A 13607-nucleotide genomic window follows, 5' to 3' on the forward strand; every position below is an offset into this window, starting at 1 on the left:
TAGTGAAACGAAACAGCGCCGATGATAGTGTAGCATTTGCTATGTGAAAGTAGGACATTGCCAGGCTCCAAATTGTAAAAAGCCCGAATTTAACGATTCGGGCTTTTTTACGTCTGCAATTTAATAAATAGCCAAAAACCCATGCGTACTCAGTAGTGGCCGCTCCTGCACATCCTGTGCTCTACGGCATTTGTATTCCTCTATATCAAACAAAACAGCTCGAAGGCGAGCCCCGCGGAAGGCCGCCCCGACACAAAGAGTGTTTAGCATTTGCACTGTGACTCTCCACTGCTGTGGGCACCACGACATTCTACTGCGTTGTCGCTACGAAGTAGCGCGCCGACCCCAAATCGAGAAAGCCCGATTGAAAATAATCGGGCTTTTTTACGTCTGCAGAAAAGTGAAGTTTAAGCTGGAAAGTACTAGGGGTAGTCTCAATATTGTGAAAGAGCGCAGTTTTAAGCTAGTGCGTAGTTGGATTTATTACCAAGCCATCTACTTATAAGTACATCTACTTGTTTTGGGTGCTGTATTAGCATTTGCTGCGCTATTGGCCTGACTTGATTTAAAGTGTGTTTGTCGCGGGTTAGATCGGCAATTTTAAATTCAGCTAAACCGGTTTGTTTAGTGCCGAGCACTTCACCAGGGCCGCGGATCTCTAAGTCTCGCTCAGCTATAACAAAACCATCGTTACTATCTCTTAACACGCCCAGACGCTTTTGTGCTGTATGTGAGAGAGGTGCATGGTATAAAAGTACACAATGCGAAGCGGTAGCTCCACGCCCTACTCGACCACGTAGTTGGTGTAATTGTGCTAAACCTAAACGCTCAGGGTTTTCTATAATAATCAAACTGGCATTAGGTACATCCACTCCTACTTCAATGACTGTGGTTGCGACTAAAACATGAATATTACCAGCTTTAAACTCACTCATAATGGCTTGTTTTTCTGCAGCTTTCATCCGTCCATGTATAAGGCTTACGTTTAGCTCTGGTAAGGCTTCTTTTAATTGCTGCGCGCTATCTTCGGCGGCTTGGCATTGCAGCACTTCTGATTCATCAATGAGCGTGCATACCCAATAAACTTGCCTGCCTTGCTCATGGCAGGCTAATTTAACGCGCTTGATAATATCGCCTCGACGAGTGTCTGGTAATGCCACTGTTGTTATGGGTGTTCGACCCGGTGGTAATTCATCTATTACAGAGGTCTCTAAATCGGCGTAAGCGGTCATTGCAAGTGTGCGAGGTATAGGTGTTGCTGTCATGACTAGTTGATGTGGGTAACAGTCGCCAAAGCGGCCTTTTTCACGCAGTGATAATCGTTGATGAACACCAAAACGATGTTGTTCATCGATAATAATAAGCACGAGATTATGAAATTTCACCTCGTCTTGAAATAACGCATGAGTGCCGACGATCATTTGCGCCTCACCGGAGGCTATTTTTTCAAGTGTAGCTACACGTTCTCTACCTTTAGTTTTACCTCCAAGCCAGGCAACTGTAATACCTAATTGGTTAAACCAGTTATTAAAGTTAATCCCATGCTGCTCGGAGAGAATTTCGGTAGGAGCCATTAAAGCTGCCTGAAAACCTTGTGCTATAGCAGTCAATGCACTTAATGCTGCTACTAATGTTTTACCTGAGCCAACATCGCCTTGTACTAAACGCATCATAGGGTAAGGCTGTTGTAAATCACCTTTAATTTCGGTGACTACACGACTTTGTGCATTGGTTGGATCAAAAGGGAGTTGCGCTAAAAATTGGCTTTCTAATGCGTTGTTAGGATTTAAGCTGACAGCTTTAACTTGTTGCCCTTGTTGGCGTATTTTTAACAAGCTGAGATTTTGCGCTAGTAGCTCTTCAAAAACGAGCCGCTGCTGAGCCGGATGAGTACCTTGTTCAAGTGCAATTACGTCTATGTCGTTAGGCGGGCGATGTAATAATAGTAAGGCATCACTTAGCCCTAAATTAGAAGGTTGCCATTGCGCTGGAAGCAACTCCTCTACTGAATATTTTTGCAATAGATTAATAGCTTGATCGCTAAGTGCTCTAATTGATAATTGCTTTAAACCTTCAGTGGTTGAGTAAACCGGAGTAAGCGTTGTAGCCGTAGGCTGCTCATTGGGTGTGTCGCTTATGCTATATTCCGGATGACTCATTTCAAAGCCTACACGGCCACGGCGAACTTCACCAAAACAACGTATTATTTTTCCTGCACTGAGGGCATTTTTTTGTGCCGCGGTAAAATTAAAAAATCGTAGTGTAAGTCTGCCGGTGCCATCGTTTATTTGGCAAACTAGCATGCGCCTTTTACCAAAGGTGATCTGGCTTGTTTCAATTGTTGCTTCCACGCTTACATGGCTGTGTAATGAAAGCTCGTTTATAGTATAAAGCCGGGTGCGGTCTTCATAGCGAAGAGGTAAATGAAACAGCATGTCTTGTACTGTAGAAATACCTAGCTTTAGCAATCGCTCGGCCATTTTAGGGCCAACGCCTTTGAGTTCTGTTATTGGGTATTGGCTTAAGCTAGGTTTAGACAAGGTGGGCTCAAATCTTATTATTTGTAAGTGAGTTAAGTGTACTTATAGTGCGACGTGGCATCAAGCATGTTTTAAAGCTTGCCAAAACTGTTCATCAGCCACTATTTCACCGTGCTCATCGAGTGGTGGGTAGGGAAGCTTTTTTAGCTTACATTGCCGAGCAATAATAGGGTGACACCCTTCAAAATAAATGGGATGTTTAATTTCATCACTCAGCATATTGCGACTATAAAGGCCTGCAAGTTCGCGCTGACGTTGAGCTTCAAAGAGTATTAATGCAGCTGCAACGGATACATTAAGTGATTGCACCATCCCTTGCATGGGTATAATAATGTTTTGATCAGCGTGTTTTAAAGCTTGCTCTGAGATCCCTGTTTTTTCTTGGCCGACAATAATGGCGGTTGGCTTAGTATAGTCTATTTCTCTAAAATCAACGGCATCGGTTGATAAGTGAGTCGCGAGTATTTGTATATCGGGATTACGAGCACGCATGGCTGTTGCCGCATCGTCAATATTTTTATGTAAATGTGTTTCCAGCCAGTTTTTACTACCACCAGAGGTATTATTAGTAAGCCATTTTTGATTTTCTGGCCATACGGCATGCACATGATGACAACCTACGGCGTCTGCACTTCTTACGATAGCGGAAAGGTTATGGTGTTTATGTACGTCCTCTAAACACACTGTTAGGTCAGTTTGTCGGCGCGAAAGTACGTCTGCGATTCTTTGATAGCGAGTTTGCTGCATGATTATCCTTTTTTCAGTAATTATACGAGATTTTTAGTGTTAAGGCATTACTGTGCGGCTAATTGGATTTTGTAGCGATATAAGAGTTTCCGTTGATTGGATAGCTTCAATTGCTTGTATTTTATTTATCAGTACATCTTGCAGATGATCGATTGAGCGAGTCATTACTTTGATAAAAATACTGTAGTTACCTGTGGTGTAATAAGCTTCAACAACTTCCTCTAGTGCTTCTAGTTTAATTAAGGTTTGCGGATAGTCGCGTGCACTATTTAAATTAATCCCAATAAAACAGCACACGTCATAGCCCAACTGCTTGGTGCTGATAGTTAACTGAGTTCCTGTGATGATCCCCGCTTGCTTCATTTTTTCAATACGAACATGAATTGTGCCGGCACTCACATTAAAACGTTTTGCTAATTCTGCGTAGGGTGTGCGTGCATTGGCCATTAATGCATGCAGAATCTGTTTATCGAGATTATCGATTTGATAATTTTCCATTACCTTTACACTCTTTGATTATTGAATCTTAATGTTTTATAGCATTTAATTGATGCTTTTAATATATTAAAGCTATTTTTATTGTGGGTTATTGAATTAAATAATTAAATTGTTACGATAACCATATTGAAGCGTTATTTAAGACGCAATGAGTTACGAAAGTACAATAACTGGGAATGAGGCCAATTATTATGAGTTCACTTTATGTGCAGCAGCAGCAGCAAATAAGTCAAGTTAAGCATTTTTTTTCACAGCAACTAGAGCAGCAATTAGGATTAATAGAAGTACAAGCTCCTATACTTGCTCGAGTGGGCGATGGCACTCAAGACAACTTAAGTGGCCATGAAAATGCGGTAGCTGTAAATATAAAAGCTATTCCAGATAGCCGTTACGAAGTAGTGCACTCACTTGCAAAGTGGAAACGTAAAACATTAGGAGATCATAGCTTTTCTCATGGTGAAGGCATTTATACACAAATGAAGGCGTTACGCCCAGATGAAGACTCGTTGAGTCCTATTCACTCAGTATATGTTGATCAATGGGATTGGGAAAAGGTGATCTGCCAAGATAGCGAGCGCACACTAACTACACTTAAACAAACAGTTGAAGCAATCTATACCGGTATTAAAAAAACGGAACAATTTGTTAGCGATAAATTTGGTATTACGCCATTTTTGCCAAGCAGTATTACATTTGTACATAGCGAAGAGCTGCGAGAAATGTACCCAGATTTTAGTGCTAAGCAACGAGAAAAAGCGATTGCACAAGAGTACGGGGCGGTATTTTTAATTGGCATTGGTGGTAAATTGAGTGATGGTAAAATTCATGATGTAAGAGCACCAGACTACGATGACTGGTCAACGCCAACCTGTGACAAATACGCAGGATTAAATGGTGATATTTTAGTGTGGAACCCATTATTAGAAGACGCATTTGAGCTATCTTCTATGGGGATCCGCGTTAGTCCAGATGTGTTGCAAAAACAATTAAGTATGACGAGTGACGAAGACCGTTTAGAGTTTGATTGGCATAAGGCATTAATACAAAATAAATTTCCGCAAACAATTGGTGGTGGTATTGGTCAATCTCGTCTTGTTATGTTGTTATTACAAAAACCACATATTGGCCAAGTACAAGTGAGTGCATGGCCGCAACAAACTCATGCTGCATTTGATGGCTTGTTATAAATAATAAGGCCAATTAGCATAACTGCTTGGGCAATTTAACAAATTTAAATAGCCCCTTAGTTAAGTAGGTTGATTTAATGAGTGCTTCAAAAGCACTCATTTTTAATGCGTTTTAAATTCTACCTCAATTTTATTATTTTGTAGCTTTACACTACACGGAGGATAAGTTCGCGTTGTTTTGAGTACTTTATCAAAAATATGTATCACTACACCTGAATGTAAAACACTGTTAACTGCTAAATTGGCATTATTCAATAAATCATGTAAATTATTTTCTAGGTTTGATAAGCGCTTTTCTAACTGCTCGGCTTGTTGGCAGTAATGCTGTTGAGTCGCGCCAATTTTCCCAATAAGCATATTCTTTTTTTCTATATCCTTAAGTAAATCGGCTTTTTCTAATGCGGCTTGTAAGGTATCAAGTTGTTTATCGGTATTTGCTAAGTCTTGAAAGCAATTATCGGTATCAGCAGTGATTTCGGCCCCCGATGCAGCTAAGTTAATGACCATTTTTGCCCCCGATTCATTGCCTATTTCCCCAGCAATAAGGGTTGTTGCATTTAGCACTTCTCCGCCAAACAGCCTACCCTTGGGGAGCTCTGCTTGACCAACTTGTAGTAGATTAACAGCCTTAATTGAGCAGTGACTTGCTTGGCGTTCAATGAGTATATTAGTTGCTTCAAGGTAGCTATATTGTGCATGTGAAATATAGATGTCACCTTTGCAGTTGAGCGTGCAAGAGAGTGATTTATCTTCAGGTTTATAATGGCCAATAATCCCTTGTTTTACGGTAATGTTACCATCGGCTGTTAACTGTGCAGACTCAACAGTACCAAAAATAGTAATATCGCCTTTAGCCTTTACTCGCATACCTGGCTCAATGTTGCCACTAACAATAACGCTGCCATTAAAATCAATATGACCACTTTTTACTGTAACTTCCGATATGGTAAAAATATCATCAACACGCATGCCATTATTTATTTCAACCGGTACACCAGCAATAGTAGAGACAAGTTCAAGTGGGTTAGATTTTGATATTTCAGTGCCTTCACCAGAAACTAAAGAAAGTATCTCGCCTGATTTAGCTGGGAGTAAGTCGCCAAGTACATTAAACCCTTCTTTTCCTGGCGTGGCTGGTTGCTGGCGAATAAGTGTTTCGCCGGGGCTTACACTGGCTAATTTACCAAAGTCGCGCATATCAACACTGCCATCATCTTTTAGTTTTGGTGTTTTTAGACGATCTTTAAGGGTTTTTACTAAAGTATTAAATTTAGTATCTTGGCCATCAATAGGTAATCTGCCTTTAGCCAAAATGCCTTTAGTTGAGCTTCCGGCAGGCATTTCAAATTGTTTTTGCAGGAGTTTTTCTAAAAAAGCTTGTTTATAACCTCTTGCTACTCGCGCTTTTACCAGCTGCATTTTTGCATCATCTAAACTAAGAACATTACCGCCTTGAGCTAGTGTTAATTCGCCAATAGCGAGCATTTTGTCATCACTAATAGTCACGCTTAATATTGCATCGTGTTTAGTTGCTACTACTAAGATAGGCTCAGGGTTTTTACTTTTAAAAAAGTTATTTATAGAGTCATAATCTATTTTACAATCACAAAAATTCGACTCTTCTAGTGCTTCAATTATAAAAGCGGCTGAAGGGGGCGAGTGCTTACCGATATCAAGTAATACATTTCCATTATGAGCAAGCTTAAACACGAGTTAATCCTTTTTACTATCAAAGTTAAGTTTGTTTATATGACAGAATAATAGAGTGCTAGAAATTTACTTTTGAGTCAAGAATTGAGGGTAATAATGCGCAGGAAGTAGCAGAATAAGAGCTATAGCTTTGGCTATAGCTCTTAGAATAAATTAGTTAGTTGAAGGTAACTCCATAATTCCATCAATTTCAACTTGTACATTTTTAGGTAAAGCTCTTACACCAATAGCTGCACGGGCAGGGTATGGTTTTTTAAAGTATTGGCTCATTACTTCGTTAACTATTGCAAAGTTAGATAAGTCGGTAAGGTAAATATTCACTTTTACTAAGTCTTGAATTTGACCACCTGCTTCTTCACATACCGCAGCAATATTTTTAAATACTTGGTGTGTTTGCTGCGCAAAGTCTTCTGATATGACTTCCATCGTCTCAGGTACTAAGGGTATTTGACCAGATAAATAAACAGCAGTGCCTACTTTAACTGCTTGGCTATAAGTGCCAATTGCAGCAGGTGCTTTGTCGGTAGAGATAAATGCTTTATTCATGTGTTTCCTATTTTACTTTTTACGATAGACCTTTTGCACATCAGGCATCACACGAATGCGACGCATAATATTAGCAACATGGATACGGTTTTTAACGGTAATCCCTAAATCTATCACGTATAAATTACTTTCTTTTTCATCGGTGGCAATTTCTACAATATTAGCTTGTGTTGTCGCAACCACATTAGTTAACTTAGCGAGTGCACCTTGGTGGTTAATAATTTCAACACGTAAAGCCGCAATATATTCTTTTTCAGGGTTGTCATCCCATTTAACCACTAAGTATTTAGAGCGATCATTTTCCCACCCACGAATGTTTTTACATTCTTGGCGATGAACTGTTAGTCCTTTACCTTGGCTGATGTGTGCAGTAATAGCATCACCAGGAACAGGGCGGCAGCATTTAGAATAGTTAACCAGCATGCCTTCAGTACCAATAATGGTTGCCTTAGCTTGCTTGGCAATATTGGCTACATCACCATCCTCGTTTTGCAATAAACGTTTTGCAATTAGCATACTCATTAAATTTCCAGAACCAATCTCAACTAATAACGCTTGTACTGTAGTGAGCTCATGCTCTTTAAGTACTCTGTCGATATTTTCTTGGGCAATACTGTCGAGCTTACTTTCACCCAATGCAGAATCGAGTAAACGTCGGCCTAAAAGGAGTGCTTCTTCGTGATGCTGGCTTTTAAGGTAATTACGAACCCCTAAGCGCGCTTTACCTGTAACAATAAAGTTTAGCCAAGTTGCATTAGGGTGAGCGCCAGAGCTGGTAATTATTTCTATCGTTTGCCCTGTATCAATTGGTTTACTCAACGGGTAAGGTTTGCGATTAACACGTGCGCCAACACAAGTGTGGCCCACGTCAGTATGTACCGCATAAGCAAAATCAACCGCTGTTGCGCCCATAGGTAGCTCAATAATACGACCATCAGGTGTAAATACGTAAATTTCTTCAGGGAATAATTCAGTTTTTACATTTTCAACAAACTCAAACGACGAGCCAGCGCTTTGCTGTAACTCTAACAGGCTTTGCATCCATTGGCGTGCACGTTGCTGTGCAGTACTTCCAGCGCCACCATCATTTGCTTTTTTATACATCCAATGTGCAGCGACCCCTTTATCTGCCATATGATCCATGTCATGGGTACGGATCTGAATTTCAACCGGAATCCCATGCGGACCCACCAAAGAGGTATGTAAAGACTGGTAGCCATTTGTTTTTGGCACGGCAATATAATCTTTAAAGCGTGTTTCAATTGGTTTATATAAATTATGCGCTACGCCTAAAACGCGATAACAGATATCCATAGATTCAACCGCGATTCTAAACGCATAAATATCCATTACTTCATTAAATAGCAGCTCTTTATTAAGCATTTTTTTATAAATGCTATAAATATGCTTTTCGCGGCCAGACACAGTTGCCTTTATTCCTGATTGCTCAAGACGCATTTCTATTTCGTTTTGAATGTTAGAAATAACTTCCTTGCGATTACCTCGTGCTTTAGCTACTTCAGATTTAAGTGCACGATGACGCATCGGATATAAAGCCTGAAAACCTAAGTCTTCTAGCTCATTTTTAATATCATGAATACCTAAACGATTGGCTATTGGCGCATAAATTTCTAATGTTTCGCGGGCAATACGGCGGCGCTTATCAGGGCGTAGTGAGCCTAATGTGCGCATATTGTGCGTACGATCGGCAAGCTTGATTAAAATAACCCGAATATCTTGGGTCATTGCCATAATCATTTTGCGGTAATTCTCAGCTTGGAATTCTTTTTTATCTTTAAAGCTAAGTTTATCGAGCTTACTTACCCCTTCAACTAATTCAGCAACAGTATCACCAAAAATTTCAGCTAAGTCTTGCTGGCTAAAATTAGTATCTTCAATAACATCATGCATCAACGCAGCCATAAGTGTTTCATGGTCAAGATGCATACTTGCAAGAATTTGGCTTACTTCAACAGGATGAGTTATGTAGGGCTCGCCACTTGAACGAGTTTGTCCTTCATGGGCCTCTCGGGCTACCACATAGGCTTTTTGCACCAGCTCAACGTCGGCGGCTGGCAAGTATTCTGAGATTTTCTTTTTAAGACCTTCAAAAAGATACATTCACACTCCAATGTTCTTGTGAAGCAAATAGGAAACGGTAAGTTAAGAATATACGATGAAAAGACAGGATTGCCAACGGCTAGTGAAGAAATACTGCGCCGTTGGCTAAAATCAGACCGGGAGGTCGATTATTGGTTGCCACCAACAATAGCAGCAACAGCAGCTAATTCAGCTGCTTCTTGATGTTGTTGCTCTTCACGATCAATAACGTCCATTGATGAGCTATCTACCAAACCTAATTCAATTTCACGTAAAGCAATTACCGTAGGCTTATCGTTTTCAGGGTCTACTAGTGGTCTTTTACCACCAACAGCAATTTGACGGGCACGACGGGCCGCAACTAAAATTAAGTCAAAACGATTACCAATTGCATCTACTGCATCTTCAACTGTTACGCGGGCCATCTCAGCACTCCAAAATAATTTAAAAGCAAAGGCGTAGTTTACTGCAAGCAGCCTGTTTCGCCAATAGCCAGTGGTTAATTTTTATCTGTTTTACTTGCTTAATAGCAATATAAGCAAAGCTTACATTATTTAAGTAAGCTATTTAGTAAACTTTGATGACGAACGCTTTGCATTTTTAATGTTAAACGCTGCGCCATAACAATTGTTTCTATGTCGGTTAGTGCAGTATCAAAGTCATCATTAACAATTACAAAGTCGTATTCGTTGTAATGTGACGTTTCTGATTGCGCTTGTGCCATACGCCCAGCAATAATTTCTTGCGAGTCTTGGCCACGGTTATTCAAGCGTTGCTCTAGTTCTGCTTTTGAAGGCGGTAAAATAAAAATAGTTTGTACACTAGGCATAATTTTACGCACTTGCTGCGCGCCCTGCCAATCAATATCTAAAAACACGTCAATACCAGCATCTAGTTGCGACTCAATAGCTTGTTTTGATGTGCCATAGTAGTTATCAAACACTTGCGCCCATTCAAAAAAGTCATCTTTAGTTATGAGTGCTTTAAACTCATCGGTTGATACAAAATGGTAATGTACACCATTCTCTTCACCAGGTCGTTTAGCGCGAGTCGTGTGTGATACAGATACCTTCATATCCGTATGCTTTTTCAATAACGCATTTATTAAGCTTGATTTACCCGCTCCCGATGGTGCCGATAAAATAAATAAGTTTCCGCGAGTTTGAGCCATGTTTTTCTCTATCTAAAATAAATAGGCTTGAGTTATAAATAACTCAAGCCTTTAATAACACTATTGTACTTTAATTAACCCTTAATGCTCAAGTTTAAGGCTTGAGCATTAAAGCATTACTCAATATTTTGAATTTGCTCACGCATTTGCTCAATCAGCACTTTCAGCTCTACAGCGGCAGTAGTAATGTCACTATTGATAGACTTAGATGCTAATGTGTTTGCTTCGCGGTTAAACTCTTGCATCATAAAGTCTAAACGACGACCACATGCCCCGCCTTTTGTAAGAATTTTTTTGGTTTCTTTAACATGCGACTTTAAGCGATCTAATTCTTCAGCCACATCTTGCTTTTGAGCTAAATAAATAAGCTCTTGTTCAAGGCGTGATTCGTCAATATTAGCCGTTAAGTCTTCGAGTTTTTGCGCTAACTTTTCGCGCTGCCATTTGGCAATTTCAGGCATGTGCGTTTCTACAATAGCTACTTGCTCTAAAATAGCTTCAAGGCGAGTAGCTATCATCTCTTGTAGGTTTTCACCTTCATCACCACGTGCAGATTTAAAATCTTCTACTACTTGGTCAAAGCCTGCAATAAGAGCAGTATTTACACTATCCATATCAAGCTCTTGTGCTTCCATAACACCAGGCCAGCGTAGTATATCAACTGGGTTAATGTCACCATCACTGTGTTGTTGTACCCACTTAGCACTATTTATTAGCTGTTCTGCAAGTGCTTCATTTATTGACAGCTCGCCAACATGCGCAGGGTTTGCTACAAACTTTAAGAAAACTTCAACTTTACCGCGTTGTAAATGTTTACGTAAGCGCTCACGAATTACTGGCTCCATGCCACGAAATTGCTCTGGGGCACGAATAAATGTTTCAAGGTAGCGCTGGTTCACTGAACGAACTTCCCAAGTGCCGGTGCCCCAATCGCCTTTTATTTCGCGACGCGCGTAAGCAGTCATACTGTGGATCATGGATAGTTTCCTAAAATTAATAAATACAATATTACAATGATTATACCGTAACACTGCTTAAGCTCTAGGGAAAATTTAATAGACTGAATATTTTACAATCAGCATGGCATCTACACCGACATGCACTTATAATGTCGCAAATTCTGAATTAAGGGGATCGTCAATGCGTCCAAGCGAAAGAACAGCTAACCAAATTAGACCTGTTACATTTACACGTAATTATACTTTGCATGCAGAAGGCTCAGTACTTGTTGAGTTTGGTAATACTAAGGTGCTTTGTACTGCCACAGTTGAATCGGGTGTACCTCGTTTTATGAAAGGCCAAGGTAAAGGTTGGATCAATGCAGAATACGGTATGTTACCGCGTGCAACGCACACACGTAATGCCCGTGAAGCGGCGCGTGGAAAACAAGGCGGTCGTACTATGGAAATTCAACGCTTAATTGCGCGTGCACTTCGTGCTGCTGTTGATTTAAAAGCGCTTGGCGAAAACACTATTACTATTGATTGCGATGTTATTCAAGCTGATGGCGGAACACGTACCGCATCTATTAGTGGTGCCTGTGTTGCATTAGTTGACGCACTTACGCATATGCGTGCTAAAGGGATGATCAATTCAAACCCACTTAAATACATGATTGCAGCAATTTCGGTAGGCATCTATAAAGGCCAAGCCATTAGTGATCTAGAGTACATAGAAGATTCAGCAGCAGAAACCGATATGAACGTCATTCTGACCGAAACCGGCAAAATTATCGAAATTCAAGGAACTGCCGAAGGTGAACCGTTTTCGTTCGACGAACTCGATGAGTTACTTACATTAGCTAAGCACTCTATTCGTGAAATTATCGACGTACAAAAGCAAGCATTAGCATAACGCAAAGGATCACTGTATATGAAAGATTATCAAATAGAGTTTATTGAGTTCGCTTTAGAAAAGCAGGTATTAAAGTTTGGTGAATTTACTTTAAAGTCAGGCCGCACTAGCCCGTACTTTTTTAATGCTGGTTTATTTAATACAGGACGAGATTTAGCGCGTTTAGGCCGTTTTTATGCTGCAGCATTAGAAGATGCCGCCATTGAGTACGATGTATTATTTGGCCCTGCTTATAAAGGTATTCCTATTGCAACGACAACCGCAGTTGCTTTAGCAGATCATTACAATAAAGATGTACCTTATTGTTTTAATCGTAAAGAGAAAAAAGCACACGGTGAGGGTGGCACATTAGTAGGCTCTGAACTTAAAGGTAAAATCATGCTAGTGGATGATGTGATCACCGCCGGCACTGCTATTCGTGAGTCGATGGAAATTATCGCAGAGAATGGCGCAGATCTAAGTGGTGTATTGATCGCCCTTGATCGCCAAGAAAAAGGTAAAGCCGAGTTATCAGCTATTCAAGAAGTTGAACGAGACTTTAATACCAAAGTCATCTCTATTGTAAAACTAGCAGATCTAATTAGTTACCTTGAAACCCAAGGGACTATGGATCAGCATTTAGCCTCAGTTAAAGCTTACCGCGACCAATATGGTGTAGCGTAAATAAAAGCCTCGCAATGCGGGGCTTTATTTTGACCTTCATTTATAGAGTTTATTAATGAAAGATGTATTAAAACCAAATGGCCTCGGTCTCAAGCGTGTTTTTAAAGCAAGCTATTGTTCGTACCTTGGCTTTAAAGCCGCGTTTAAAGAAGAAGTCGCATTTAGACAAGAGCTACTCCTATGCATTATTTTGTTACCACTATCATTTTGGTTAGCTTCGTCATTACTTCATTGGGCACTACTTGTTAGTACGCTACTGATTATGCTTATAGTCGAATTATTAAACTCCGCAATTGAAGCCCTAACCGATCGGGTAAGCACAGAGCGGCATGTATTATCAGGTAGAGCCAAAGATATGGGATCTGCAGCAGTAACACTTGCATTGTCGATCGTCGTGATCATCTGGGGCATTAGCCTTTATATAAAGATCGTTTAACCCTACTTTTAAATATGAGAAGGTATAAAAATATCTTTAGTTGTTAATAGCTTGCTAGTTATGTTGTATTTTTAACATGTTTAGCTCAAATACTCAGCGAACAGCAGTTTATTTCAAGTTTTCTTTAAAAAACAGTTGATCTGTTTTCGGATCTC

At 40.1% G+C, this 13607-nt stretch carries 13 protein-coding genes; 4 read left to right on the forward strand and 9 right to left on the reverse strand.

The features are described from left to right. Nucleotides 1-458: 458 nt before the first annotated feature. From recG to asnC, 3 genes are read right to left on the reverse strand one after another with little or no spacing between them, the layout of a single operon-like run. Nucleotides 459-2540 carry an ATP-dependent DNA helicase RecG gene (recG, locus tag I6F41_RS17660; RefSeq protein WP_182684579.1) on the reverse strand — a complete coding sequence of 694 codons (2082 nt, stop codon included), beginning with the start codon at nucleotides 2538-2540 and terminating at the stop codon, nucleotides 459-461. 60 nt (nucleotides 2541-2600) lie between these two features. Then, nucleotides 2601-3287: a tRNA (guanosine(18)-2'-O)-methyltransferase TrmH gene (gene trmH / locus I6F41_RS17665; protein ID WP_011329435.1), complete on the reverse strand. Its 687-nt coding sequence runs from the start codon at nucleotides 3285-3287 to the stop codon at nucleotides 2601-2603. Between the two features lie 39 nt (nucleotides 3288-3326). Further along, nucleotides 3327-3785, reverse strand: a complete 459-nt coding sequence (asnC, locus tag I6F41_RS17670; protein WP_011329434.1) for a transcriptional regulator AsnC — start codon at nucleotides 3783-3785, stop codon at nucleotides 3327-3329. Between the two features lie 191 nt (nucleotides 3786-3976). Between asnC and asnA the strand changes: the two genes are divergently transcribed. Further along, nucleotides 3977-4972, forward strand: coding sequence for an aspartate--ammonia ligase (gene asnA, locus I6F41_RS17675; protein WP_182684580.1), 996 nt, complete (start codon nucleotides 3977-3979; stop codon nucleotides 4970-4972). Between the two features lie 102 nt (nucleotides 4973-5074). Here the strand turns inward: asnA and I6F41_RS17680 are convergent, their stop codons facing one another. The 6 genes from I6F41_RS17680 to I6F41_RS17705 all read right to left on the reverse strand — a co-directional run bounded on the left by I6F41_RS17680 (nucleotide 5075) and on the right by I6F41_RS17705 (nucleotide 11476). After that, nucleotides 5075-6682 carry a DUF342 domain-containing protein gene (locus I6F41_RS17680; protein WP_011329432.1) on the reverse strand — a complete coding sequence of 536 codons (1608 nt, stop codon included), beginning with the start codon at nucleotides 6680-6682 and terminating at the stop codon, nucleotides 5075-5077. 153 nt (nucleotides 6683-6835) lie between these two features. Further along, the gene (locus I6F41_RS17685) at nucleotides 6836-7228 is read right to left on the reverse strand and encodes a RidA family protein (protein WP_011329431.1); all 393 of its coding nucleotides are present in this window, start codon (nucleotides 7226-7228) and stop codon (nucleotides 6836-6838) included. A 12-nt stretch (nucleotides 7229-7240) separates the two neighbouring features. Continuing rightward, nucleotides 7241-9349, reverse strand: a complete 2109-nt coding sequence (gene spoT, locus I6F41_RS17690) for a bifunctional GTP diphosphokinase/guanosine-3',5'-bis pyrophosphate 3'-pyrophosphohydrolase (RefSeq protein WP_011329430.1) — start codon at nucleotides 9347-9349, stop codon at nucleotides 7241-7243. Nucleotides 9350-9477: 128 nt separating this feature from the next. Next, nucleotides 9478-9753 (reverse strand): DNA-directed RNA polymerase subunit omega, encoded by a 276-nt coding sequence (gene rpoZ, locus I6F41_RS17695; RefSeq protein ID WP_011329429.1) that lies wholly within the window; start codon nucleotides 9751-9753, stop codon nucleotides 9478-9480. Nucleotides 9754-9878: 125 nt separating this feature from the next. Next, nucleotides 9879-10499 (reverse strand): guanylate kinase, encoded by a 621-nt coding sequence (gene gmk / locus I6F41_RS17700; protein ID WP_011329428.1) that lies wholly within the window; start codon nucleotides 10497-10499, stop codon nucleotides 9879-9881. A 116-nt stretch (nucleotides 10500-10615) separates the two neighbouring features. Continuing rightward, nucleotides 10616-11476 (reverse strand): YicC/YloC family endoribonuclease, encoded by an 861-nt coding sequence (locus tag I6F41_RS17705; protein ID WP_011329427.1) that lies wholly within the window; start codon nucleotides 11474-11476, stop codon nucleotides 10616-10618. A 163-nt stretch (nucleotides 11477-11639) separates the two neighbouring features. Between I6F41_RS17705 and rph the strand changes: the two genes are divergently transcribed. Genes rph through I6F41_RS17720 form a run of 3 tightly spaced genes read left to right on the forward strand, consistent with a single transcriptional unit; the run spans nucleotide 11640 to nucleotide 13452 of the window. After that, nucleotides 11640-12353: a ribonuclease PH gene (gene rph, locus I6F41_RS17710; protein WP_011329426.1), complete on the forward strand. Its 714-nt coding sequence runs from the start codon at nucleotides 11640-11642 to the stop codon at nucleotides 12351-12353. A gap of 18 nt (nucleotides 12354-12371) precedes the next feature. Next, nucleotides 12372-13016 (forward strand): orotate phosphoribosyltransferase, encoded by a 645-nt coding sequence (pyrE, locus tag I6F41_RS17715; RefSeq protein WP_089368835.1) that lies wholly within the window; start codon nucleotides 12372-12374, stop codon nucleotides 13014-13016. Nucleotides 13017-13071: 55 nt separating this feature from the next. Next, nucleotides 13072-13452 (forward strand): diacylglycerol kinase, encoded by a 381-nt coding sequence (locus tag I6F41_RS17720; protein ID WP_011329424.1) that lies wholly within the window; start codon nucleotides 13072-13074, stop codon nucleotides 13450-13452. The last annotated feature ends 155 nt before the right edge of the window (nucleotides 13453-13607 follow it).

This window comes from Pseudoalteromonas sp. SCQQ13 (genome assembly GCF_015864415.1).
GTDB classification, from domain to species: Bacteria; Pseudomonadota; Gammaproteobacteria; order Enterobacterales; family Alteromonadaceae; genus Pseudoalteromonas; species Pseudoalteromonas nigrifaciens.

Coding starts and splice junctions, on each gene's coding strand:
- pyrE (WP_089368835.1), top strand. CDS start 12,372: ATGAAAGATTATCAAATAGAGTTTATTGAGTTCGCTTTAGAAAAGCAG.
- I6F41_RS17685 (WP_011329431.1), bottom strand. CDS start 7,228: ATGAATAAAGCATTTATCTCTACCGACAAAGCACCTGCTGCAATTGGC.
- asnC (WP_011329434.1), bottom strand. CDS start 3,785: ATGGAAAATTATCAAATCGATAATCTCGATAAACAGATTCTGCATGCA.
- asnA (WP_182684580.1), top strand. CDS start 3,977: ATGAGTTCACTTTATGTGCAGCAGCAGCAGCAAATAAGTCAAGTTAAG.
- rpoZ (WP_011329429.1), bottom strand. CDS start 9,753: ATGGCCCGCGTAACAGTTGAAGATGCAGTAGATGCAATTGGTAATCGT.
- spoT (WP_011329430.1), bottom strand. CDS start 9,349: ATGTATCTTTTTGAAGGTCTTAAAAAGAAAATCTCAGAATACTTGCCA.
- trmH (WP_011329435.1), bottom strand. CDS start 3,287: ATGCAGCAAACTCGCTATCAAAGAATCGCAGACGTACTTTCGCGCCGA.
- gmk (WP_011329428.1), bottom strand. CDS start 10,499: ATGGCTCAAACTCGCGGAAACTTATTTATTTTATCGGCACCATCGGGA.
- I6F41_RS17705 (WP_011329427.1), bottom strand. CDS start 11,476: ATGATCCACAGTATGACTGCTTACGCGCGTCGCGAAATAAAAGGCGAT.
- I6F41_RS17720 (WP_011329424.1), top strand. CDS start 13,072: ATGAAAGATGTATTAAAACCAAATGGCCTCGGTCTCAAGCGTGTTTTT.
- rph (WP_011329426.1), top strand. CDS start 11,640: ATGCGTCCAAGCGAAAGAACAGCTAACCAAATTAGACCTGTTACATTT.